General features: G+C 46.9%; 16 protein-coding genes and 2 pseudogenes. 5 read left to right on the top strand and 13 right to left on the bottom strand.

What is annotated here, in order from left to right:
- Positions 1 to 365: 365 nt before the first annotated feature.
- Positions 366 to 992 carry a TetR/AcrR family transcriptional regulator gene (locus tag EC843_RS20700; protein ID WP_133522991.1) on the bottom strand — a complete coding sequence of 209 codons (627 nt, stop codon included), beginning with the start codon at positions 990 to 992 and terminating at the stop codon, positions 366 to 368.
- Between the two features lie 192 nt (positions 993 to 1184).
- Here EC843_RS20700 and EC843_RS20695 point away from each other — a divergent pair, with 192 nt between their 5' ends.
- On the top strand, positions 1185 to 2324 hold the full coding sequence (locus EC843_RS20695) for a hypothetical protein (RefSeq protein ID WP_208111335.1): 1140 nt from the start codon (positions 1185 to 1187) through the stop codon (positions 2322 to 2324).
- Positions 2325 to 3271: 947 nt separating this feature from the next.
- Positions 3272 to 3901, top strand: a complete 630-nt coding sequence (locus EC843_RS20690) for a helix-turn-helix domain-containing protein (RefSeq protein WP_133522990.1) — start codon at positions 3272 to 3274, stop codon at positions 3899 to 3901.
- A 418-nt stretch (positions 3902 to 4319) separates the two neighbouring features.
- Here the strand turns inward: EC843_RS20690 and EC843_RS24600 are convergent, their stop codons facing one another.
- The 10 genes and pseudogenes from EC843_RS24600 to EC843_RS20640 all read right to left on the bottom strand — a co-directional run bounded on the left by EC843_RS24600 (position 4320) and on the right by EC843_RS20640 (position 19672).
- Positions 4320 to 4673, bottom strand: a complete 354-nt coding sequence (locus EC843_RS24600) for a PapG chaperone-binding domain-containing protein (protein ID WP_166642084.1) — start codon at positions 4671 to 4673, stop codon at positions 4320 to 4322.
- Positions 4674 to 7149: 2476 nt separating this feature from the next.
- Positions 7150 to 9366, bottom strand: a pseudogene (vgrG, locus tag EC843_RS20680) (type VI secretion system tip protein VgrG); the annotation flags it as partial.
- A gap of 4 nt (positions 9367 to 9370) precedes the next feature.
- A complete protein-coding gene (locus EC843_RS24910) occupies positions 9371 to 9514 on the bottom strand; it encodes a hypothetical protein (protein ID WP_243739172.1) in 144 nt (47 codons plus the stop codon).
- Positions 9515 to 12681: 3167 nt separating this feature from the next.
- Complete coding sequence (locus EC843_RS20670; protein ID WP_133522988.1) at positions 12682 to 13260, bottom strand: type 1 fimbrial protein; 579 nt, start codon at positions 13258 to 13260, stop codon at positions 12682 to 12684.
- Positions 13261 to 13895: 635 nt separating this feature from the next.
- A complete protein-coding gene (locus tag EC843_RS20665; protein ID WP_166642083.1) occupies positions 13896 to 14477 on the bottom strand; it encodes a fimbrial protein in 582 nt (193 codons plus the stop codon).
- A 13-nt stretch (positions 14478 to 14490) separates the two neighbouring features.
- Positions 14491 to 15000 (bottom strand): pilus-assembly fibrillin subunit, encoded by a 510-nt coding sequence (locus EC843_RS20660; protein WP_133522986.1) that lies wholly within the window; start codon positions 14998 to 15000, stop codon positions 14491 to 14493.
- Positions 15001 to 15041: 41 nt separating this feature from the next.
- Positions 15042 to 15767 (bottom strand): molecular chaperone, encoded by a 726-nt coding sequence (locus EC843_RS20655; RefSeq protein WP_133522985.1) that lies wholly within the window; start codon positions 15765 to 15767, stop codon positions 15042 to 15044.
- Positions 15768 to 15844: 77 nt separating this feature from the next.
- A complete protein-coding gene (locus EC843_RS20650; RefSeq protein WP_133522984.1) occupies positions 15845 to 18430 on the bottom strand; it encodes a fimbria/pilus outer membrane usher protein in 2586 nt (861 codons plus the stop codon).
- A 66-nt stretch (positions 18431 to 18496) separates the two neighbouring features.
- Positions 18497 to 19090 carry a fimbrial protein gene (locus tag EC843_RS20645; protein WP_166642082.1) on the bottom strand — a complete coding sequence of 198 codons (594 nt, stop codon included), beginning with the start codon at positions 19088 to 19090 and terminating at the stop codon, positions 18497 to 18499.
- 57 nt (positions 19091 to 19147) lie between these two features.
- A complete protein-coding gene (locus EC843_RS20640; RefSeq protein ID WP_133522983.1) occupies positions 19148 to 19672 on the bottom strand; it encodes a fimbrial protein in 525 nt (174 codons plus the stop codon).
- 1338 nt (positions 19673 to 21010) lie between these two features.
- Between EC843_RS20640 and EC843_RS20635 the strand changes: the two genes are divergently transcribed.
- From EC843_RS20635 to EC843_RS24905, 3 genes are all read left to right on the top strand, one after another.
- Positions 21011 to 21760 (top strand): winged helix-turn-helix domain-containing protein, encoded by a 750-nt coding sequence (locus tag EC843_RS20635; protein ID WP_133522982.1) that lies wholly within the window; start codon positions 21011 to 21013, stop codon positions 21758 to 21760.
- On the top strand, positions 21744 to 22202 hold the full coding sequence (locus EC843_RS20630) for a hypothetical protein (RefSeq protein WP_133522981.1): 459 nt from the start codon (positions 21744 to 21746) through the stop codon (positions 22200 to 22202). Before EC843_RS20635 ends, EC843_RS20630 begins: the two co-directional genes overlap by 17 nt.
- A gap of 1460 nt (positions 22203 to 23662) precedes the next feature.
- On the top strand, positions 23663 to 23893 hold the full coding sequence (locus EC843_RS24905; RefSeq protein WP_133522980.1) for a type II toxin-antitoxin system Phd/YefM family antitoxin: 231 nt from the start codon (positions 23663 to 23665) through the stop codon (positions 23891 to 23893).
- A gap of 142 nt (positions 23894 to 24035) precedes the next feature.
- On the opposite strand, the pseudogene EC843_RS24900 reads toward EC843_RS24905, so the two are convergent.
- Both EC843_RS24900 and EC843_RS20620 read right to left on the bottom strand, forming a co-directional pair.
- A pseudogene (locus EC843_RS24900) lies at positions 24036 to 24204 on the bottom strand (IS110 family transposase); the annotation flags it as partial.
- Positions 24205 to 24539: 335 nt separating this feature from the next.
- A complete protein-coding gene (locus EC843_RS20620; protein WP_133522979.1) occupies positions 24540 to 24851 on the bottom strand; it encodes a helix-turn-helix transcriptional regulator in 312 nt (103 codons plus the stop codon).
- Between the last annotated feature and the right edge of the window lie 69 nt (positions 24852 to 24920).

The following is a 24920-nucleotide window of genomic DNA, read 5'->3' as shown; positions in this document are numbered from 1 at the left end:
GACTTACCACAATTCATCCCTGATGTTTAAGAAAGAGAACGTCAGCCAGTTCCCCTCACCTGACGCTTCAGTACGCTCCGGAATGTCGTCATAAAATAGAAAAAGACTCCTGTTGAGTAAGCTTCATTTCAGTCTCGTCTGATGATTTTCTGACAGATCCTACAAAGTGGTATTCAGATCATAACAGAATTGTCAGCGTGACCTGCACCCGTTCGGACAAAATACCCTGACGGCTAACCTTTCCCAGTCAGGTAATGAGAGCCCCTTCATTCCCATCTTATGTTTTATAATTTTTTGCCATGCTGTCCGGCAGATATGGTGGAATGACAGAATTCAGGGGGCCACACAGCCGTCCGCACCTTCCACTACTTAAATGAGCGAAGACCAGCCAGTGAATATTTCTTAAAATACGCAACCAGCTCAGCATGACTCATCGTGTCTGCCAGGGTGTTTATCGGACTGAAAGTGAATTTCCCAGTCACCATCAGCATCATGCAAGGGCCGACGATACTCAGGAAACAGGGTAAAACAAGTGGATCATCTTCCGGTAATTCAGCAATCTGACTGATGAGCTTCAGCATCGTCTGACGCTTACCCATACCTTCTGTTTGCATAAAATCATTGAATAGTGGCGAGGGAGAAAGTAACTCCCGGGTGTACACACATCCATGCCAGCTGTTTTGTTCTGCCCGACGTGGGAGGCAAATTTCGAGGAATGCTTCCAGCTTTTCATCAGGTGCGAGTGTGCTTTCTAGCAGCGATCTCAGCTCTGTACCATCCAGATAGTACTGATGTGCTTCAGACAGTACGGCAAGATAGAGACCATCCCGGCCATTGAAATGGTAATTAATGGCTGCTAAATCCACATCCGCTGCACTGGCAACTTGCTTGCTCGTCGTCTGGGCAAAACCCTGTTTTGCTATCAACGTGCCTGCCGCTTCGAGGATCCTGGCCCGTGTTAATACGCCATCACTGCGGGATGCTCTGCTCATATTTAAACCTTTCTGGCATTAACTCTTTAAAATCAAACTGCGACACAGATCATATTTAAATTTAAACCTATTTGAACTGGTCATACTTTAAATTGAATTTAAACTCCATTTTCTCGATTGTCCAGTGATACTGGCTGTCCTCAGGATTATCACTCACAGATGCCTTTTTTCTCACCCGGAGTTTATGCTTTCATGCCTAGTGCCACTCTCTTCACTGGCTTAACCCTGGCTTTATCGATACTTACATTACCGGCTATCGCTGCCGGAACGTCCCCAGTTGAAGTGAAAAATGACGTAACAGAAGAAAGCCAGAAAGAGGACAGTCCGACAAAGGCAGACAGTCCCTCTCAGTCTCCCTGGCTGTTTGTTCCTTTGTTCAGCTCCAGCCCTAAGCTTGATACGGCGGCGGGTCTGATGGGCGCTTATATGTACAAATTTGATGAGAAGTCACGTCCTTCAATGTTTGGTGTTTCAGCTAAATACACCACTTCCGAATCGCTGATTGCCAACGCATTTGCCAGAACCTCTTTTGGTGAAGATCACCACCGTATCCTTGCGGGCATCATGGTGGGTGATATTAACAATGATTACGCAAATTACCTGGGCTCTGGTAAACCACTGGAGACCAATGACAATTACAGCTTTGCCTTTTTACGTTACCTCTATCGTGTAGAGGGAGACTGGTTCATTGGTGGTCAGGGTGTCTACTCCAACTATGAGATGAGCGGGAAAGATCTGACTTCCGACGAAATCCTCGATGAAATGGGGCTGGTCGGTTACAAATCTGGTGGCGTGGGCGCGGTTGTCATGCACGATTCCCGTGACAGCGACTTCAAAGCAACCAAAGGCTGGTATCTCAATGTGAACAACCTGGCCTATCGGGAAGGTCTGGGCGGTGAGCAGGACTTCGATATTTACCGCGTCGATTATCGTGGCTACTGGCAGCATGGCGATGGCAATGTCTTTGCGGTACGTAGCCGCCACCAGTTTTCCAGCGATGCGCCTGTCGGAGCCTACTCTCCTGTTTATCTGCGGGGTTACACCCCGGGTGAATACCTTGCTCAGAACATGTCTTCGATAGAAGTGGAAGAACGCTATAAACTGGCAGATCGCTGGACAGCGACAGTGTTTGCCGGCGCTGCCTGTCTGTATGGGGACGCCACCAATGGAGAAAGCCTCAATTGCGGCGACAGTGAAAATATCTATCCAGCATGGGGGGCAGGTGTCCAGTATTTACTTAAACCAGAAGCAGGTATCGTCGTTAACCTGGAATATGCGATGGGCAAAGATGACAATCAGGGGATCTACCTGAAGATGGGTTATAGCTTCTGACCTCTGTGGAGCAGATAAAAGTTTAAACGGGTTTGTTTTATATAAATTTTAAAAGTATCGAACACTCTGTAAACACGCCAGTGCCCCGGACAATCATTCATTCCTCCTGTCCATTGTTTTCCGGGGCAGCGATAGTGGTTGCCGTTTAAAACGGTACACCGCAGTTTTGCCCGCTTTGATGCCTGCCATGCCAGCTCCGCTGATTTTTTTCGGGTAATTTATCCCCTGCCCCACAGATCAGCGATCAGTTCACCAGGCTCAACCTGCGGGCGATACGGATGTCAGCCATCAGTGTCGGCCCTTCTGCCGGAGCTAAAGAACGCTTCCACACACTGAATGTCTGCGGCGGGCCTTTAAAGCCGGTACGAAAATGCTACTGGTTGATCCAGAAAAGCAGGATTGTGAGCAAATCGCCAATACGCTTGCGACAAAAGAATGTATCGACACCACATGAGTGCCACTGACACACCAGGGGTGGCCCCGGTGACAGCAAAATAGAAAAAGAAATTAATGTCGTGTTTGTGCTCTATGGCAATCATAGTCAAATTAGCATAAAGAGCTGTGAATTCATGAATACACAATAATACATTGATTTTAAATAAATTATTTTCTGAACTCTTTTGTTTTTTTTCATGTATTGCAAGCCTGAATACGTGAAAATAGCGATCAACCAAAATTGCACAATCGGATATCCATCATACTGCACGGCAAAAACAGGCAAGATAAAATGGATCACTCGATTTCAGAACTGTCGTCAGTCACATCACCATGGTCTCACTCACTGAACAGCCATTTTTGTGCCGATCCTGAAGCCAGAAACTGGCAAAGTAGCATAAAGACCGTCAGTCTCTATAAAATACTGGCGTTAAAGTCTGGAGTTCAGGAACAATGCAGAATTATTGAGGTCTGAACCATCAGCGAAATAGTAAGTACAGTAAGGAAAACAGATGACGACCCCTCTTCACAAGCGCCCCGAAGCCGAGATCAAACGCCTGATTTCCGCACTTGAGCCCTTTAGCACACCTTTGGAGCTTACCTCAGATGAGTCGCTACACTGGGAATATCAGGGCAGGCAGCAATTCTATATTATAAAAAGCGGTGAGCTTTCGGTGCTTAGGGAGGCTGATGGCCTGGTTATTACTACCGTAGATGGTCAAAGCTTGTTCGGGGTTGCAGAGAACCTTCATCCCCTGCGCAAACATATCCTGCGAGCAGAAACTGATTGTCTTCTCCTTCGGCTGGATGCCAGCCTTGGGCATGAATTGATATGCACTGCGGGATTGTGGCAGGATATGGCGGCCATTCTTGCCTACCATACCGCCTTTCTTCTTTATCGCGATACGCAGGTCGTAGGGCAGCGTACTTATTCTGTTATTCGTTCACTTCTCCTGGAAATGAACAATCTGATACTGGATCACCGGTTAAGAGTTTCTGTTCTTGAGTACATTCAGGAAAGAACATTGTTGTCACGCAGTAGTATTTTAAACGTGGTGTCTGCGCTAAAAACCAGGGGATATATTGAGATCACGCGCGGGAGTTATTTACTGCAAGTCATTTGTCTGCCTGAACGCCTGTGAATCAACTGGAATGCCCTGCTCCGGTGTCCACACTGAGAGGGCGGGTATTCTCCAGATAGCTTTTAGCGACCAAAAAATCTGAACACATCCACAGCTCGACGCTATCTATTTGCTGCGTCACAGAGTGATAGTCCATCATTATGGCTGGGGACAATAGCGATTGTCATAACCCGTCCATCGTTTTATATCCCGGACGGCTTTGTTTGGGTCATCATCGGAACCCTTTTGTGGCACCTACTCGTTCTTCAGACTCAACGAGTCCATTGCGCATGCTATTAACCACACGACCAGACATGAACACACAGACTGCAGTCGTTCACTGAAAGGTCAACCGCATACCGGGTCGTGCTGTTCGTCCCCGTGTGCCGAGTGCCGCGGGGTACCGGTGGTAGTCCGGATACCCAAGCGCTTCAGATGATTACAACAGTGTCATGCGTAGTACAAAACTACCAGACAGGGCACCGGGCCTGGAGTCGGCGTGCCTGGTCAGGCCGGCAGAGAGCGTTATCATTTCGCTTGACGACGTCGTGGTTTCATAAGCTGTTCCGGTGCCGGTGTCATCGAACCACACACCCGCGTCCCAACCATTGCCCAGGCCAACATTCATATACTCGGCATCATCGCTTATCGGTGGTGCAGACGGGGAAAGCATTTCCAGGCGGACAGGGACATTGTTAAAATCACAATCCACATCGACGCGTGCACTCACAATAGTGCCATCCGCGTTGTTGATTGGCAGGGAACCAAAGTCGATATGGTCAAGCACAGACATAGTACAATTCGCCTGTTTCGATATTTTAAGTTCGATGTACTCAAATTGCCCACCGGGCCACTCCCATGTTTGCGGAGAGAGCATTTCGGCATCGTCAACCCCAACGCCTTGACCGTAATACGATTTCACTGGTACTGGGATCGTATAGCTCGCCCCCACAGGTAGCTGGTTTAATCCAGCTACCGTCGTACGTATGCTTCCCCAAAAGGTGGTGGCTATATCTGGACGGTACTGGCAGGGATAGTAGTTGTTTGATGTCGACTTTACAGCCTTATGGTAGAGATAGTTTCCACTGGAATCGATGATGCGGTGAGCGTCGGTGAGTTCGGCAGATGATGACAGTGTTACGCTCCCACCCGACGGTAATGTGTATGAAAATGAGGGGCGCAGCATATAGCCCTGTTGATCCACACGGCTGTGGTCCAACTTATCAATTGCACCATTTTCTCGGCAGGTCTGGTCGTACGAATTGTATTTTTGTGGGTAGATTGTGAATGATATGCTGTCCCCGCTGACAGGACCAGGGTTGGCGCTGTTATCTTCCATAGAGAATGCAACCATGGTCAGTTGATGGGTGGCTGCGTACGCGTCTGTGCAAATAAGTAGCAGCATCGTGCGTACTACAGTGTGTAGGGTTCTGGAGAAGATATATGTAGGCATTTAGAAAATCCGTTAAGGGTATGTGTTGTTATCGCACCATAGCGGGTTCTGTCTGTTGCTCAGTCTGGTAGCGATGTACCCGGCGCCTTCCTTTCAGGGTACGAACAACAAGGTGAAATACTGTTGCCCGCGTTTCCCGCTAAGTCCGCATCGGTAATGACCAAACCTGCACCCTGAAGGAACATTGGCTTAGAAGCTATCAACAGCAGCGTCCTGAAATAAGGTTGCTTGTTGTTTTTCAATTAAAGACAAAATGAAATTGAATTTTTGTCAGCAAGAATATGGAAATTACACCAGCCAGGCAGAATTAATTATCCAAAAAAAACAGCATATTAGTCATGAAAAATAAAAAAAATAACATTCAACAATATCAATATCTTACTTATTAAATAATAAATTCATAATTCTCTTTTTTTCACAAATATAGGGACTGAGGTAAGTAGGTTAGCAGCAGATGTAAGTGTAAGCGCAGTGAACGTCGTAACCTCCGCAGCCACCCAGTGTCTCAGTGGAAAAACTAAGACACTGGGTGGCTGCGGAGGGTCTTTGGGTTTTACGCTCACGGCGTAAACTTCGGGTTTATCATCTGCGACAGATACCGGAGTCTTCTGTTCAGGTCTGGCGAATCACTGAATGTAGTGATATGCACATCCGGCTCAAAACCGTTCTGTCAATGAGAGTTCGCCGGATACTTACTAATGAACCGACTGGGGATTCTATCGTCGCCCGGCGATGTGTAGCATGTTTCAGTTGCATGATTGTCATTTTATTGTTACTGAAAAAAATAACGGTAACTTACGGTGTTACTCCGCGCTATATAGATGCTTAATTTTTCCGTTTGTACTTCCCCCCAGATACCATCAAAACAAGCAGCATTACTGGTAGTTTCCCGAAAAGTGTGGCGAATATTGCAGTACCCTACCCATTGACAACCCACCCTGTAATAGAAGTGATTATATCAAAACAGATAATGATACAATGTTAATTACAGTCTCTGTAAGCAGGATATACACCGCGTACAGGAAGGAAGCTGAACTTCTCCGCAAAAATATGGAATAGCTTTCTGTAATGCTTCAGTAAATAAATTACTAAAATTTTTATCTGAACTGCCCGTAAGATCCTTCATGTTACCTGCGTAAAAGGTTTTCATTGACTCATCTTCGGGGATATCTTCAGGGGGCTGGCCGACTCTACCCCCGCAAAAATCCAGCTTGATAATGGCATCTGCAGGCAGGTTCGTTTTTATCAGCGATTCAATTATTTTAAAACTGTATCTTCGTTTTAGAATATTCTCGACCGGTGTCGGGGACAACATATCATCTCCGGGGGAACCATGCCCGACAACATAAATAACCGGCTTCGGCTCTTCACCAAAATGGTACTTTTCTGTTGAACGATGAAAATCAATAAACTTTCCGTACACTGCTTCACTAATATCATCGTCAGAATGTTTATTACGTAGCTTAATTATCTCAATAATAATCATTTTCTCATCAGCAAGCTGGTGAAAAAATTTATCTCTTTGGCTCTTGTTAACAAAAACTATCTCTGGATGATGTTTACCATCAATAAATTTAGCCAGTGAATCGTAAAGCAACACATCAGGATTATTAACAAAAGGTGAATAGATATATCTCTTTTGTGATAATTCAGGGGAGTCCGGTCTGATTACCTCTGCATCTACATCTGGAGCGAGTGGAATATCCTCATCACTCCCTGCACCGGAGCCTGTCACATGGACACAAGTTGCGACCGGGACACATAACAGCTCCGGTAATGGTGCGGCCAGTTGTGTCAGGTTTTCCTCCAGAGAGCAGCTTCCCGCCGCCATGGTCTTTTTCACCTTACGCATATAGCTCGCGGTGGTGCCGTACTCCACCTTCCCTGCTTCCAGCTTCAGGTAACTGCCACCACCCATCAGCGTGATGCGCTTCTTCCCGGCAAACGAGATATCACTTTCTGAGGTCAGGGTCAGTTTCTTCTCTGCAAACAGCCGCAGGCTGGCGTTCTGGGCCTGCACATCCACAGGGCCTTCCCCTGCCTTCAGGCTCAGTTGCCCGGTGCGGGCAAACAGCCCCAGTTTCTCTCCGGCCAGCGCCGTCATATTGCCCATCACGCCAGCGCTGATGTCCCCACCGGCATTAATCGCCACGTTTTTCGTGGCGGTCATTTGCAGGTGCTCACCACTGGTGAATGCCATCCCGGCTGGGGCGGAGAAGTGAATGATTTCGTTAAGCGGTTTCAGCCGTTGTTCAAACATCCGTATCTGGCTGTCGATATCAGCTTTCAGGGCTTCTGCCTGCTCTGCCGCCATTTCAAGCTGTTGCAGGTGCTGGTTTAACTGGTCAATTTCCTTAAGTGCCGCGTCCATATCCAGCACCTCACCCCGGGCTTTGCCCTGCTTGTCCGCACTGACAAACAGCCCTTTTCCGGCGCGGATAGTGCCGCGTTCATCGGTGCGCAGCTCGGTGCCTTTACCTCGGGGTTTTCCCTGCGCATCCACCAGATAGCCACTGCTGAGCTGGGTTTTGCCGTATTCCGTGGCGAGCTTGATATGTTCTTCGCCGCGCTGGTCTTCCATCCGCAGTTTGTTGTTGGCAGGCGTGCGCAGAATATTGCGGGTGTGGTTGTCGCGGTTAACGTGGTCCGGGTGTTCTGAGTCGTGCATCGCATGAGCGATATACGGCAGGTCGATGTCGCCGTTGCTGTAGGCTATCGCCACTTCCGTACCGTCGGTGAGCGGCGTATGCCAGCCGAGGGTGTCACCGGAATACGGTTTTGCCTGGCGCAGCCACAGGTAACCGTAACCCTGCTCTGTTCCTTCCCGGTCAAAGTCCAGTTTTACGCGGTAGCGGCCCAGTTCATCCAGGTGGGCGTAAATATCGTTCTTCTCGCGGCTTTCAATTCGCGCAGGCAACGTGCCGTGGATTTCCGGGCGCGAGATTTCAACCGGGCGAAAGCTGTAGCGTTCGCTGTAAGGCATGCCCCACACGGAGACATGCAGACGCGAATCCCGTGAAGCAGCAAAAGTGACCAGCGTGAGAATGACACCTTCCTGCAACGCAGCAATCACACTGCCCTGCGGCTCCAGCACCTGTCCCGGCGTCAGGTTTGACGCATTGCTGAACAGGTGAATACGCGCAGACCGGTTCAGTTCACGTTCATGGTGCAGACGGGCGTAAAACGCCCCACTTTCGGTGGCCGGCTCCGGATCGGTATCATCACCGGCTTCGCGGTACGGTGCGGCGTAGCGGTAATGTTCGCCCGTGGTCACCGCCTCATGACGCACGCTGACCGTGCTGTCCAGCGGTGTGCTGGCTGTACGGTAGTTGTAGTCGCGGGTGGCGACGCTACCGGTGACCAGATGGTGCCAGATGCGCACGTCCCACACCGATTCCGCTGCACCATCGAACAGACCGGAAGGTTCACTGTACGGCAGGCGCACATCAAACTGATAATTCAGCTGGCTGTCGGCAAAAATATACATGTCCAGTTCACGGGTGTTGTCCATCTCCGTGCGCCAGTAAATCCCCACTTCAGACAGAATGCGCTGAACAAACGCCAGGTCCGTTTCCCGCCACTGGGTGATGACTTCACGCGGCGGATAGGTGCGTTCCAGACGAAATTCGAAATCAGCCCCTTCCAGCCCGTGTTTACGCAACACCTGCTCCACCACTTCCGGTACCGACTGGTTCTGGAAAACCGCACACTGGCGACTGTAGGACATCAGCGCCAGGCGCGAGCTGAGCGTAGCTTTATAGTGCGACTGGTCAGCGGAGGTAGACAGCCATTCCAGACGGGTCATGATGCCATGCACCGTTTTGCCACTGCGCATCCGGAAGGTGGCGTACTTCATCAGCACCTGTTCCGGGGCAATATTTGCCTGCGGGGTGGTGAATTCAATGTCCCATGTGAACGGCTCGCTTAATGCTTCCCGCCCGCGAAACTTCAGCACTTCAGGCTGGACGGTGCTGTCATTAATCGCCAGCAAATAGCGGGTCTGCCCGTCAAATAGCGCTAACCAGTTATCCATCACTTCACTCCTTTACCGGTACCAGGCTGAGCCAGCCATCGCCCGGTTCAATGGTGCGCGGCTCATCCGGGTCGATGATCGTCACACTACCTTTGGATATCACCAACAATACTTTCAAAATCTGCACACCCACAATTTTCAGCACCATATCGGCAATATGAAACTGCGAACTTTAATCTGATAGTTGTCATTTGGGCCAGTTCATCGCTGAGTTTGCCATTTTTCAGGCAAGGAAAATCTGTTCGCACCAGTTGCATACGCCGACCTTTTCCCATTAGCTGCTCAGGCAACAGCCGAATCAGAACGATGAGACGCAACCGTCCATGTACATCTATTCCTGTACTCACACCACACATCGGGTTTGAGTGCGTGGAATGCGGTCATTACATTCCTCTTCGTCTTAGTTACTCTATTTAAACTTTCCCCCTGTAGCTCAGGGACAAGGGCTCTCAGTTCATTATGTAATTTCTGGTCATAGTGGGGACGATTAGAGTTTTATCTGGTTTTTTCGGAAAACATCATCATCCAAAAAATAAGACGTCAAAGTGAAAAGTAAATTATTTATGGCAAACACAATGCTGACACGGGGCATTTTGTAAGCAATTTTCTCTGATTATAAATTTTTTCATTTATTTGAAATAATGTATGACCCCTCAAAAAAGCCATTGAAAAAATATTTTTTACAAAAAATTTAACTCCAGGGTTTGATTCAGGCTGGTCTCTATTAAAGTTATTGTTACTAACATCTACTTTATTTTTTAATAGCAGGTGGTTAATTTTCTATTCCCCCAAACTGCTAGTGGCTTCGGAAGTAGGCTCTCCCCCACTGGATGTTAACGTGTGTTTTTAGTCTCTCGCATTTGAAGGTTGGCTAGTAGTGGTCAACAAAAACTGACCATATCATGGTACTTGTATTGCAGTGATAAATCCCCGAATTTTGCCGTAAGTAAGGATAGAGTAAAGACCCAATCTAGATCAACCTCTCAGATAAAAGATCTGAAATTTTGATTGCATGGAGATTTTCAATCTATGTAAAGGCAGGAAATAATACCGCGCACCCCACAATCAACCTGAATATCGACTGTATTTTACAGAGATAATAGAGGGATCAGCCAAACATAAACAACACAACAGAGATTTATTTCAAGAATGGATTTTTATTGACACATATCAATAAAATTCACATTTTTCGCTTAAGGTGGTATTTCGCATCAAATATTCACCCTATTTATTTAGAATGAAATTTGGCGAACAAATAACCGAATGAAATATGTAAAATTAAACATATAAATTTATTTTAATTTTCTACTAAATATTTCTATCATTTGCGAAGTAAGGATATTACAGAACCATATTATTCGCGTTCTCGTAAAAGTTCACCGACATAAAATGATCATTGCCTTACCCTTGAGGGGGCCAGGATATCCAGGAATCAGTACTTTGCTGGCTTGCCACATTTAAAACAGTTGCATGCCAGCAGAGCGATCATGGCAGTAGTGCTACCGCTGTATGCTTCTTGCCATGTGTCTGGTGTTATATTCTTCTACGTGTATATCCACTTCCTGGTCATCCGCGGTGGATCGATGTTAAACGCGGTACCTGGCGGGAGAGCCAGGCACCTGGGCTGTTACCTGAATCGGCCACAAGTTGCAACATCTCAGCTTCGACATGACAGTGGTGGAGCGGTAGTGTAGCCATAACTACATATAACTCGCACAACTGTCAGCGCCAGTGATATAGAACCCTTAGATAAAAAATTACGCCATCAATTAAATAATCTAAATACCCTGAACTTTGATAATTTGATTTTTATCAATAAATACCAGGTATAAATTGTCACAAAATTCAAAGTATTGATTGATGTGATAACTGATAATCTCCAATAGAATAATCGATTATCTTGCCATTCATTATTGTGAATTGGGAGTAGTCATAACCTGTTCTGATTTTTGACCAGAACAGGCTATGAGACTACATGTCATCCCAATGAGCCGCAGATGGGTCATATCTGAAACAGGTTTGGTTGGCTGGGCATATGGTTCGCAGCCCAATCAACAGGCCGTGACAGACAGGGCTGCATGACGCTTGCGGACATACAACACCACCTCCTGGCTTATAGAAAAGCCCGCGGTCTTCCCCCGTGATGACAGTAAAACAACCGTCTACGCCAAATATGCAGACTGGTAACCATTACGACCACTTTTTTCAGCGGATGAACAAAATGACACTTATAAAACCATTCAATAACCGCGGTGACGGGCAGAATATCGCTGGTGTATGCGAAGCCGCCGTCTGCCGATGGCTTATGATTATTCGTACTAAGGTAAAGCTCAATCTGTTAAACGAACACTGCTTTTATCACGTGCGCTACACACAATACATGCCTTACACACAATCCGGTGAAAAGTTCGCCAGACACATCCCCTCTACAAAAGAAGCAAACGACCTTTACACCAAGTTTGACAACGGTGAATACCCTCTCCGTTTTGTGTCATACCTGGAGAAATTGTTTAGTAGCGACATCGCGGGTAACTCCAGACCTTCGGATGCGCGACGAGTAACTACGTTTGGGTGCAAATGCTCACACTATTCAGGGGAGTTCCTTGCCGGGAACTCTGAAGGATGGTATGACCTAATAGATGACATGCACAATCACGACGTATTGTTTCTTAACCTGCAACATAACAACGACGACGGAAACTTCCGAGAAGGGCACGCTGTAGGTGTTTACAAAGCAGGGGGGAAAGTCTGGATATTTGACCCACTCACAGGCCTCCATGAGTTCCATCACAAGCCTCGCACAGATGCCGGACTTACTGATGACTCCCGACCTCGAGGTTCTACGCCTTCTATCCCAAGTTTTGAGCGCGGGGTAAAGACCTTATCTGAGGATGATGCCATAGACTATATTTGCATGCTGACGCTTCGCTGGAATACGTGTCTATATTATGGATTACACTTAGCACCCGTAGCCAGATTCTTTGCAAACCTCCCGTGAACGGAACACCATGTCTCTTGCAGTTATAGTACTGTAAGTGCTCTGCATTTCTATTGACCATATATGGACGTTCCGGGTAGCGACCCAACGCGGAAAACGGTTCCGTGCCGGTCTGGCTGGCACGGATGAAATCAAGACGCTGCATGGGTCGGGTCTCATCCAGGACACAGTGAGTCGCCAGTGCTATGTCATTTATAACTGTTACCCATGTGGCTGGTCTAAAGTGTTGCTTGTGTGCTCGATTTTTACCATGTGGTTCGCCCACCGTACGACGGTGTATGAGTGGTTTAGTAGCTGTTATTCCAGGAGCAAGGCGATTACACCTGTGTCAAGATCAGTGTCACAGCAGCTGAAAAAGTCCCTTCCTCGATCGTGGTCGTACCCGCATCCACATTGAGAGCGGCAGCGTACATTACTTCGAATTGGCCAGTATAAGGGATATATGCTGGGGTCGTGCTCATTTGGCATACAGAACTGCTATTTACGTGCATCACCGTGGCGATCCCCACCACGCCCGCATTGTTCCCAGTTGTTTTGATTAGCGGACAATTTAGCCCGCTGTATTGTGTGTGTCCGTCGAAGACCCCCTGGAACCCGATCTGCAGGCCCGTGGGAGGGTTGGACCCACAATCGACGGTGTATTGTTTTCTTACTCGCGCGACTTGTGCGTTCGATATGATTTCGTGGTCACGTAACACACCAAAGTCGACGTCGGTGCCGCCGTTTGCGGTTATGCGGCATATGGATGCGGAGATCGTCCCAGTGATGTTCATATCTATCGCCTCTGCAGAGGTGGGGGCGACGTAAGAGAGAGTGATGAGACATATGAGACCGAAAAGGGAGCTGCGGGAACGGTATTTTATCCATTCGTCATTGCTGGCAGTCGTGTTTTGCATTTCGTGTGTTCCTGTATGTTTGTTTGCGTGATGCTAAGGTTGTGTGGTTTTGTAACGGTTTAGTACTGACTACGAAGGTTCCTGCCGCTGTTGCACTCGGATCAGTCCCGCATTCTCGCGGTATTTAATTGACCATCAGTTCATTGTCGCCACCGTCCTCGTAATATTGCCTTCTTTAAACCATGGCTTTCTGACTCAGCCTCTGGCGTAGAAGTTACTCCTCAAGCCGCAGTTATGGAGTCGATGGTTTTCTAACGTTCCTGCCGCTATCCCTGTGGGGCTCTGGTCCGTAAACCAGACACCCAGCCAGTCAAATCCATTTGCCTGGCTGAGCTTTTTCGGAGTAGCACACAGAGCCATAAATTTCAGCAATTGTGTCCAACCTGACGAATGTGCCACCTGCGGTATGAATAGCGCAGCAACATTGACCCAAACAAAAGCCTTAAGACATATCTGCGGCGGATACCCGTCTCAAGGAATGTATTCACCTGTAGTGGTCACGTAATACCAGCCCCGTGACATTCCGGTACACCACTGCATAAAGCTGATCCTTATAGATATACCTTTAATATCTGTCCGGTAGACATACCCCTCCCCATTGGCAAGTACGTCCGTATTTCGCCTCAATGTGTACCTTACAGGTAAGTGATGCCTAATGTTGCTGTAGCCGTGAAAGTGCCCCCCAGCAGTTGAGCCACACCTTCTTTGTAGGGTACTAACGTGAATATGAACTGACTGCTGCTTGCGTTTCCTGTCCAACCCGTATCGGTGATATCAAAACCTGCACCATTACCATTAAGAAGTAATGGTTTAGAAGCATCAACAGCAGGCCCCTGATACAAAGCTACCCCCAGATGGCCCGCATTAGGCCCCGTGGTCACCAGCACATTATCAGTCCCCAGAGTGGTGCTCATTGCATTGCCTGTCACTTTTACTTTCGCCACATTGGTGCTGTAATACGTACAGGTAACAGGAACAGCGTGCGTTTTTGAATGCGTTGTCCCGTTCACGGTAGTCGCATCGATAGTTCCAAAATCAATATTGACAGGCGTGCCATTGTTCACCACACACGGAGGGATCGTTATCTCCCCTGTGATATTTATCTGGACATCATCAGCCTGAACGCCGCCAGATACCAGTAGCGCTAGGGCCAGCAGGCCAGACAAGGTCTGTGGAGAATGAATGGTTCGCCTCGCAAACACTCCCTGTTTCATCATCTGTATCCCCTTCTCATTCATACGCCAGTCGCAGTCGCAGCACGGCATCTTTAGCATCCCACTCTTTCCTGGTGACCTGCTGTTCTTTTCTACTCATCTGATAAGTCAACTGGTTATCACCGCCCCGTAGAGTCACCGCTCCCTGCATAAACAAGTGCGCCGGGCTTAACCTCCACTCACCTTCAACAGGACCTTTCAGCAGAGCTCCATGTACAAGCTGTACTGAACCAGCACTGTTCGCTGTCATCGCTGCTCCCTCACCGCATCCGGTCAGAGTCAGTATCACAGGAACGCGGTCAGCATCAGGTGACAAAGGGACTTCATTGGTGGCCAGCATGCAGGGAGATGACAATAATGCTCCCTGGATTTCCAGAACCCCTGTGCTCGCATAATTTTCGGCAACATCCGTATTTTTGGCAAAATAGCGATCCTGGGTCAGCAACTCATCTGCTCGCAACGTACAACTCATCGACGTTGCCAGAACTAATCCCAGAAAGACCAACATTGACGTGACTCTTTTCATCTCCCTCTTCCTTTAGTCATCAACAGACGTACGGTGGTTTGTCACTTAGCCGGGGCTGACGTACAACGACTCCCACTGCACGTGAAATTCAGAACCGGACGTCCACCATAATCATTGATGTAGGCCAGATAAGGTGACGCGTGAGTGTCAGCTTTCACATTTTGCGTTGACATCGGGGCCAGCATAACCGATTCAAATTTCCCCTCCTGCGCCTGTTTCTCATTCCCGCCGATACCAATAACTGTCACATAATAGGGCGTGGGATTTTCTATCTTGTAACCCGCACTTTCTTTCGTCAGCACCAGTTTGTCCTGCCAGACGGCATTCGGCCTGGCCTTAACTGCATCAGGGCGATAGAACATTTTGACGCGAGTCTGCAGTGCAATCTGCAATACGTTAGCTTTTTCACTGCGAGGAGGTATCTCACGTAAGCTGAAGTAGAATACCGATTCTCTGTCCTGCGGCAGTTTGCTGATGTCGGGGGTTGTTGACAGCCTCAACAGGCTTTTGGCACCCGGCTCCAGACGCTGTACCGGTGGGGTCACCACTATCGGGCCGGTACTGATTTTGTTCTGCTGGGCATCCTCTATCCACGCCTGCGCCAGGTAGGGCAACTGCTTATTATCATTAGCGATATTCAGCGTCATGGACTTATCTCCACCATTAAAAATGACCCGAGTCCTGTCCAGTGAGACGGCTGCATGCGCCGTGGGAACAACACTCAGACTCATTATTGCCAGCAGCAGGTATTTCATTACAGGGTTCATAGCTATCCTTAATCAATACAGTTTTGTTTACGGCCGTCTGCCGGCATGACAGTAGATTTATGGTCGCGCCCGATATCTTATATCTGGCACGGTAATAACAATTGTTGCTCAGGCTTCATCCCGGTAGGGAGGATTACGCTACACTGCATTTTCCCATTCCAGCTCACCTTAAGCTGTTCATCCGGCGCGACACCGCTTAGCCAGGCGAGGCCATCATCACTGATCATGCCAACTTCAGTCCCTTTCTCATTAGTGACACTGGCGCCAAACGGCGGCACAGTACCGTCCTTCAGTTTCATGACGGCGAACAGTTTCGTTCCTTTAAGTACGGCAAACTTACGATAACCAATTGCACCTTCCGTCAGCACAGACTCCACAACGGAACTGGTGGCCTCGATGTCATCCGGCAGCTTATTCAGGTCAATACTCGTGGAGTTACGGTAATAACTACTCACATCTGTCACGACTCCGGTCCCCCAACGGTTGGTATAGACGCGACCACCGTCCACAGGCACCCCTGCGATACCGTCGGTATCAACCAGCAGACGGGTACCACCGTTAATCCCCCCGGAATGCAGCGCAACCCCTTGAGTTGTCAGGGTGGCCCCGCCCGAAATATTAACCCCCAGAGAGCTATACTCCCCCCCAACAACAGCAACGTTGGAGGATACGGTTGCCCGGGAACCATTGTGGCTGTAATAGCCACTAAACTGCCCTTCCGCCGACTCACCGCCCCCTGTTTCCACCCCGGCGTTGATGCTGTAGCTGTCCAGCCCCCCATTCAGGGTATCGCTGTATCCGACGGTCTGACTCAGGCGATCATCTGTAGTATTCAGGCTGTAGCTGGCCGTTCCGCTGCTGCCGGTGGGTACTGACAGGCGGAAATAAACCGAATCATTATCTTCGTCGTAATACTGAGAACGTGATGCAGAAAAACTCAGCGACACACCGCGGAAATCCCCGATATCCATATAATGGTTGACACTAAAGGTGTAGTAGTTAGATTCATCGGTATCATCCCAGTAAGTCTGGTGACTAAGTTGAAGTCCCACGGATGTCCGACCATCCTCCCCTAAATTCTTATTCAGCGTCGCGGTATAAAGCTCTTTTTCCCTGCCAGAAAAATCATCACGATAACGTGCATCAAGGTACTGTTGCATCGTCATGTAGTTCTCTTCCGAGAACCGGTAACCCGCAAAGGTGATATCTGCATTTTGCTCATCAAAACGCTTGGAATAACTCAGGCGCAGGGATTTTCCGCGTTTGGTGCCATGCTCATCGTCAATAAGAGCCACCGACTGCGTCAGGTCTACAGACATCGTGCCAAATAAGCTCATGTCGCGGCCGACCCCGAGCGCCACAGCGTTATAATCGTTACCGCTGAGAATACTCCCGCCATACAAGGACCAGAGATTGGTTATCCCCCATGAAGCTTCGCCGCTGACAAATACCGGCCCTTCCAGCTCACGTTCATGCGTACGCGACTTACCGCTGGCGAGCTTATAGCGCACCTGCCCTGGACGCGTCAGATATGGAACATAAGCCGTATCTACCTGGAACGTTTTCTTTTGTCCGTTTTGTTCGATAACTTCCACATCCAGCCGTCCACGAACCGAACTGTCCAGGTCCTGGATATTAAACGGGCCAGCAGGCACCGTGGCGTCATATAAAATGCGGCCCTGTTGTGAAATCACGACACGGGCGTTGGTATCAGCGACACCGGATACCTGAGGGGCATACCCTCTTAGATTAGGGGGTAACATCCTGTCATCACTTTCGAGACTCATTCCGGTATAATTCCAGGCGCTGAAAATATCGGAATTAATATAGTTTTCACCAAATGTCAGCCTGGATTTCCAACCCGGAATAGCCCGGTACATATAGAAGCGGTTCCAGTTAAACTGATTGTCCGTTTCCTCACCTTCGGTGTGATTCATATTGCCCTGATAATCAGCACGCAGACGCCAGGGTCCTAAGTTAGCGCCCGTAGAACCGTTAAAACTGATATTTCGGGTTTGCTCACCCTCATGAGGCTGGTTAACCGAAGCGTTAACGTTATAATCCAGTAACGCCCCGGAAATACCTTCATCCCATCGGGAAGGAGGAAGCCATGTGGCGTCAGTGTATTCCAGCCAGGCTTGAGGCATATTAATGCGCAATATACCAGCGGCTAAATCAGGTTTAATTTCAACACCGGGCAACTGGCTAAAATCGGCACATTCAGTGCCACCAAATAACACCCAGGCGACTTTACTGAGTGAGTCCTCAGTCAATCCCATAAGATTGACTACATCACGCGTCAGACAAGCTTGAGGAAGGCGTTTTGTGTCGCCACTGTCACTCTCTTTAATGACTTTGTTATTACCTGTTGTCACACCATCTTTATCCGGGATTATCGAACCTGTCGCGGGTTCAAAAAACGTAACGGGAAAAGAGGATGGCCCCAGGGGTTGCTCATTAAGCATCACCTGTAACTGATACTCTCCGGGCATGACGTAACCGGCCTGTGAAAACCGGCTAAGATTAATATTTTTACGATCACTGGCATCCAGAACATCGGTATTAAAATCGACGGCAGCAACGGTCGGCATTAACAAAGCTGACAGAGATAAGGTAGCAAGGCAATATCGGGAAAGAATAACGAATGATTTATAATATGCCATGACCAGCCACTACCTGTTATTGTTAATATTTGAGATAAAATTAATTTTCGTTGTAAGGTACAAATATTATTCGTATTCCATCTTCATACGCACAACAGCATAATAGTCACCAGCCTGTAATGTTTTTCCGTTTCGGACCAGTTGAAGCGTGTAATGAAGTTGCTGCCCATTACCTGTAAGAGACTGTGGCGGCATAACTTCACCAACGTAAGCTGTATACCCCTGATTATCCTGGATGCGCAGTTCCACACCTTGTGCCTGACCTGTCAGACCAAACCGATCCGGCTGCTGTCCGCGTACCCCGTCAAAGGTGACAAAAACAGGTGAACCTGTGAACGTTCCTTTATTCGTTTTAAGTAACCCACAATTTTCCAGTCGCAAAAAAAAGATGACTTCCGGTCCCGATGTATTGACCTGAATATTCCGAACAGGAAGCATCCCCATATCAATAGACTGCCAGGCATCTTCCATCGCCAAAGAACATGCAGCGGCTAATACCTGTCCAGAAAAACGTGTCTGACCATGCATCCACACTTTTTCTCCGTCTTCCGTTTCAGTAAAAAAACGACTCTCCGCGGAAAACGGAAACGACGACTCTACCGGCCAGGACAAACCTAAAAGCAGAGTTAACATAGCTCTGTAAACAGATTTTTTTTGCATATTGACTTGCGCCTGATGGGTAAAAAAAGCCAGACCAGTTGGTCCGGCTACATACCCTTATTGATACGCTAAGGTGAAGTTAGATACTGCGGTGAAATCACCTTCTGCAACAGTGCCACCCGTTGCTTTCTTCACGGCAGCACTGAATAGCAGTGAGTTGCTGCCATCGCCAATTACCTGCGCTGCAGTTGGTGTACCGAATGTGACATCAGAGCCATCTGGGGAGGAGATAACGATAGCAGTACCTGTTCCACCCACAGTACCTAATTCAGTCGGTGCAGAAGCGACAGTGGCACCATTGAAGGTCACATCAACGGTTTTGCCCACCAGGGCCGTGGTATCGCAGTTAACCAGCTCGATTTTAAAATCCTGCTTACCAATAAGGGCACCAGACTCAAGGTCAACGGTAGTGATCATGCCGAAATCAACAGTCTGATCGATTGTTTCTGGCGTGATACCGCAAGGTGCATCAATAACAGCCCCTTTAAAGTTCACGGTTCCTTCATTTGCCTGCGCACCGAATGCAACCATTGACAAAGCAATAACACCGCTGACAACAGTTAATTTAGACTTGATATTCATTTTATACTCTCTGGTGGATTAATTTTTATTAAAAAAAATACATATATACACTGACAACACAACAAAAACGTTTCTGTTGTGGTGATGCAATAAATTGCTAACGGATAAAGTTGCATCAACTCAACTGCGTCTATTTTTAAATAACTCGCCACATAAATCATGAAAATCAAAAAAACAAAATAATCAATTAAATCAATCCCTTGAATTGAATTCACAAGTTCACATCAATTTATTTTACTTTTTAATTTTCATGAAAATAATTTTGATATGATAATATCATTGTGAGCGTTTTATTTTATAACACATGGATTAAAAAAAGAGATCGATTGGCAGGTTGTTTTTTAACTTACCTATTTTAATACTAGTTAATTGCAGATTTTTGTCGGATAGTATGAATCTCATTGAAGCATCCTGATTTGTTCGCTGGTAGCAAACGCATTGCACCATCAGACAGGTGTCGGGGGGATATTATTCACTGAGAGTGATTTTCTGTAGGTACCAAGATCCACAACAGACAACTTCATTATCACCTGTGTGATTCACGTACTGATTTGAAGGGAACTGGCTTTCCGGCACAACCGTCTGCTTTTGTTTTTCCAGCCATAAATTTGATTTTTCGGCTCCTGAATTACGTTTCAAAGCTATAACGATTTGCAGAGGTCACTTATTTCAGTTTACGCAATGCTCAGGGATCAAGTACCAGAATCTGGACTCACCCAACTACGTTCTGCTGATATATGACAGCCAACTCGATCGATTCTTTTTAATCTCTGGAGAGAAATGGCATCTGAAATGTTTGCGATTGGTCTTTACCCGATAACATCAATTATCTGTTGCTATATTAATAGATAGTCAAGGTTCACTAATTTACGGCTCCATTACAAAGCTTCTCTTGTGCTGCAAAATGTCGAAGACCAGCATGGCCTGAGGCATAGACAGGCACTTATGAATAACCCACCTCAGTTGTGAATTTACGTTCACAATGCTGATTTTTCACACTTTCTCGATAAAAATCCGTTCTTTTTCATTTTTTTTTACACTTCCTCTGCCTGCCTGCGAGACTTTGCTCATACCTGAAGGATATGATTTAAGCGCCTGTTTTTAGTGGATTGTGTTCTTTCTATTTACCCTATTTACCCTTATTAACTTCTTTTTCATTATTTAATATTTCAACATCGCTATCATTCCGAGCATCGCATAGCCAGCAAAAATGGCATCCGCAATTGTGATAACTGAGTTTTGTTTCGCGGTACAACGCAAGATAAACCTCCGATATACGCAACGCGTACATACAAACAGTATGTGCATGACTGGGTCCTTAAAACAGAAAAATGAGTCATGAAAGATAAGCTTTATTTTAAATTCAATATAAATACCAGAACTCTCTATTATCAGGAAAATTTAGTTGCCCAACTTAATGTAGTTGAGGGCCGCATACTGACGGCACTCATTAACTCATCAACTTCTTTTATTGGAAGGAACGATCTGCTGGATATTGCGTGGCCTGACAAAGACGTTACTCCCAATTCATTAAATGTGGCCATAAAGAAAATCAGAGCGCAATTTTTTCATACCGTTGAAACAGAGGTTATCACCACTCATTTCAAAAAAGGATTCTCCTGGAATCATCAAGATGTCCAGTGTGACCTGTATGATGCAGATGCAGATGCAGATGCAGAGTTATCAGGCAGGCATGAGACGATACCCTCCTGTATCCCCGGAAAAGAGGCTTATCCCGAAAAGGCAGACAAGGTAACACCTGGCAAACCGTTGAGTAGTGCTATGTCGTTTACGTCACCTTCCATGGTTCAGACGTTCAAAAAGTCTACTGCAAAAAAATCACTCAATGGCGCATGGCTTTCTTTAGCTTTTTATCTGCTGAGCGCTTCTATGGGATTATTTATAGCACTAAATATTTTATTTTATACCACGCAATTAACCCTACTGTCCTGCGAGCATATCAAGGGTTCAAAGTTCTGTGGTTACGGGTCTGTGATTAATGAAGACATCCCTCAGTTCTTGCCGCCAGGCAATTATATTTATGTGAATTCACAATCAAATGGGTTTCAGTATGCTGAAGTTAAATAGGAAAAAAATCGTTCTTTTATTGCTGTCCTTAGCATGCTGCATTCTTCCCGCCCCTTTCATCAACAGTCTGGGTTGCAACGCCAGTTTTATTGTACGCAACCCAAGCCTGGGTAGCCTGTATGGACAGTGTGAATACGGCCAGGTGAAGATTTCTGTGAACCATTTAGTGACTCAGGAGGCCTATTCTGCATCAGGTATAATGGGTTACTGGAAAGGACGCTATTTTATCCTGCTGACAAGCAGAGATGTTCATCTGGATGAGCAAAGCACAGACCCCATGGATGTGGACACGGTGACGAGGCCTTTTTATTACCGTGATTTTTATACAGGAGACATGGTAACAGGTAAAAATGAAGAGGAGGCGTATATCATTTATCTCTACCCGGAACCCACCATTGGTCATATTTCTCTCAACGGTAAGCTGGGCTTTATTACGTGGTAGCAGACGGTTGAACGTCTTTCCCAAAATCAGACATTAAACTGCTAATCCTGGAGCCAGTGTGCCCGTAGACAAATCAACCCTGTATTTCGAGCAATGAAGCAGTCTATGGGCACACTACGATTTTCACCTGAGATTAGATTGTCACAAAATGGCGTATGCAGTTGCGGCAGGCAGTTCGTCTGATTTTACCCAACCGCAGAGACCAACACCGAAGCCATAAAGCGGACAGTGACTCTGGAGGCGTTGCGTTAAGCTGAACATGCGTCGCCTGGGAAAGTAGGTCGCGGGGAAGTTTTTCATCACTCTGATATCAACATATCTTTACCTGAGTCGTTCAGCAGCCCCGAAGGTGGGCTGAATGAGCCTGAAAAGAAAAAGCCCCTTAATATGAACCACCCCGCTTTACGGGGTCAGTCATAACAGGGGCATTAAAGCAATAATCAAAGCTCAATTCACTACGAAATGAAAATACCAGGTGAGTATCAGACTCAGTGCTGGCTCGACAGGTGGTCACTCCCTGTGCTCAGACGGATACACTCACCAGTCACTCATGCCTTTCCCATGTTTGTAGACTGGAAAGCTTTTGTAAGTGCGGTTGATAGGGATCAAACCCATCCAGGCGCTCATTGAGGTGAAAACACCTGAATATCAATTAACCGCAAAACTCTTGTATATAGTTGAAGCACTAACGTCCTGATTTTACAATCCGGCGTTCCATTAGTGGAACTTAACCGATAAAAAAAAGGCCCTTCAACAGGGCCTAAGCAAATCCGAGCTTCAAATAGTTAAACCAACGATTTTGTCTTATGTCACCTGCAAAGCAACATGGCAAACTCTATATAGTTTACATGTGTTATTATTAACATTTAATGCTGAAACGGTTCAGGGCGCTTAAATATTAAACTTGGTGGCCAACTGGCCAAGTATGGCGGTGTTGCTGGATGGAGTTCGGATGTCCTTTTAGAAGTAAAACCACCTTTTTAGGCGTCTGGTTTTTTTGCCGGGAAAGGTGAAATGTTTCCGGCTTGAACCTGCGGACGATATGCCAGAAAGAAATACAGGGGTGGGTTAGCTGCCTTATACTGCATGGGCATTACCCTTGCGGAATGTTCACGAATTACTACCACACCTTAAAACTGCCAGTCATAATAGAAGTGTTCAGTTATGCGCAAACGACAATTTATCGTAGCAGTAAAAAGTGAAGTCGTGGTTCTTGTTCTGGAGCAAAACTATACGCCAGTAGCCTATTGATACGGATATGGCGTTTCATGACATGAGATGCAGGAACGATGCAGATGTTTGACAAGCAGAGGACCTGTAAAACCTCCTGACTGTGAAAATACACCGTTTTGAAAACCATCTCTGCTGCTCTATCGCTTACCCAGGAACTCAATTATTTCTGAACCGTTCATTCTTAGTGAGCCCTACCTTTAAACCTGACACCTGACATAAGGTTAATGATGAAAACAGGAACAACCCGTCACGTGAAAAAAAATGCAACCAGGCTCGATCATGCTGAGCCTATCCTGGTTACGCAAAATGGTGTACCGGCGTATGACATTGAGTCCTGTGGTGCGCGACAGGAACAAGAGCACGCAATAACCCTGTTAAAACTGCTTACCCTTTCAGAGAAAGACAAAATAAATGGCAACATATTCTCAAAAGAGCAATTACTGGCAAATTTTTGGTGAGCATCACCACTATTCAGTTCACTCCTGCGGTAAAGGTTTGGGGTGAGAAAATAACCAGCTAGTGAGATCAGGTTAACGCAGAAACGACAGCAATAATCCCGATTATTCTCGCACACTTTGGAAGTAAGGTGAGGACACGTTTCTTGCCTTTTACCCGTTCGCACAACTTGTTGAGCCAGGGATCCAGCGCTCCTTGTTCATGTTCAGTGCATGAAAACGCGTTCACCATTTTTAAACCGAGCACATACATCGTGCTGTTTATTCGCCCAGTCCAGGTAAACATAAGCAACACACTGATTTATCGCTGTCATCACTAACCTTTTCATCGCGGATCGGATGCATTCCACAACCTTCAAAAAGGGGACAGCCAGTAGATGGTGTGTATCCCCTGAGTATTCGTTTGCGGATGTGGAACACTGGCAGTGTTCGAAAGAAAATCAGTGAGCCCATACCCGAATCAATTCAAAGTGTCATTTCCGGGTGCAAATGACTATGCTCCCGGCAGACCATAGTTGTTCAGAACTGCTGCTGGAGATAAACAGGTCATTCGTGAATAGCGAGAAAATAAAATGCGATTGGATGATCCGGGGGATGCGAATATTCAGAATATGTTAAAAAACGTTCCAGAATGGGCGCAGTGAAAAATCTAAAGCTGTTTCTTACTCAAAATATCAATTAATTCAATTTGTTGCTGCTCTGTCATATTTGCTATCAGACGAGCCAGTTCTGCGGTTGTTTCGTTCTCACAAAAGAAATAATTAATCGGTACCCCAAGTTCATCAGCCATACGTTTGAGAGTATCAATATCAGGAGTATGTCTCCCCTTCTCATAATGGTTCATACGACCACTCGCTGAACTTGGCTCCATGCCAATTCGGATACCCAATTCCTTCTGAGTGATCCCGGCTTTTGTTCTGGCTGCTCTGAGCCTCTCAGGTATCGGGTTTGGGTGGGCCACGTAGTCATCATCATTGCCTTAGGGTGCTTAGATTGTCTAAGTTTCGTTGGTTTCTGTATACTTAGCAAT

The organism is Buttiauxella sp. JUb87 (assembly GCF_004361975.1).
Classification (GTDB): Bacteria; Pseudomonadota; Gammaproteobacteria; order Enterobacterales; family Enterobacteriaceae; genus Buttiauxella; species Buttiauxella ferragutiae.
This window is presented reverse-complemented; position numbering and strand designations above follow the sequence as displayed.

Excerpts from the sequence above, each read along its gene's own strand:
- EC843_RS20700 (WP_133522991.1), bottom strand. The coding sequence starts at position 992 with ATGAGCAGAGCATCCCGCAGTGATGGCGTATTAACACGGGCCAGGATC.
- EC843_RS20695 (WP_208111335.1), top strand. The coding sequence starts at position 1,185 with ATGCCTAGTGCCACTCTCTTCACTGGCTTAACCCTGGCTTTATCGATA.
- EC843_RS20690 (WP_133522990.1), top strand. The coding sequence starts at position 3,272 with ATGACGACCCCTCTTCACAAGCGCCCCGAAGCCGAGATCAAACGCCTG.
- EC843_RS24600 (WP_166642084.1), bottom strand. The coding sequence starts at position 4,673 with ATGTCTGTGCTTGACCATATCGACTTTGGTTCCCTGCCAATCAACAAC.
- EC843_RS24910 (WP_243739172.1), bottom strand. The coding sequence starts at position 9,514 with ATGGTGCTGAAAATTGTGGGTGTGCAGATTTTGAAAGTATTGTTGGTG.
- EC843_RS20670 (WP_133522988.1), bottom strand. The coding sequence starts at position 13,260 with ATGCAAAACACGACTGCCAGCAATGACGAATGGATAAAATACCGTTCC.
- EC843_RS20665 (WP_166642083.1), bottom strand. The coding sequence starts at position 14,477 with ATGATGAAACAGGGAGTGTTTGCGAGGCGAACCATTCATTCTCCACAG.
- EC843_RS20660 (WP_133522986.1), bottom strand. The coding sequence starts at position 15,000 with ATGAAAAGAGTCACGTCAATGTTGGTCTTTCTGGGATTAGTTCTGGCA.
- EC843_RS20655 (WP_133522985.1), bottom strand. The coding sequence starts at position 15,767 with ATGAACCCTGTAATGAAATACCTGCTGCTGGCAATAATGAGTCTGAGT.
- EC843_RS20650 (WP_133522984.1), bottom strand. The coding sequence starts at position 18,430 with ATGGCATATTATAAATCATTCGTTATTCTTTCCCGATATTGCCTTGCT.
- EC843_RS20645 (WP_166642082.1), bottom strand. The coding sequence starts at position 19,090 with ATGCAAAAAAAATCTGTTTACAGAGCTATGTTAACTCTGCTTTTAGGT.
- EC843_RS20640 (WP_133522983.1), bottom strand. The coding sequence starts at position 19,672 with ATGAATATCAAGTCTAAATTAACTGTTGTCAGCGGTGTTATTGCTTTG.
- EC843_RS20635 (WP_133522982.1), top strand. The coding sequence starts at position 21,011 with ATGAAAGATAAGCTTTATTTTAAATTCAATATAAATACCAGAACTCTC.
- EC843_RS20630 (WP_133522981.1), top strand. The coding sequence starts at position 21,744 with ATGCTGAAGTTAAATAGGAAAAAAATCGTTCTTTTATTGCTGTCCTTA.
- EC843_RS24905 (WP_133522980.1), top strand. The coding sequence starts at position 23,663 with ATGAAAACAGGAACAACCCGTCACGTGAAAAAAAATGCAACCAGGCTC.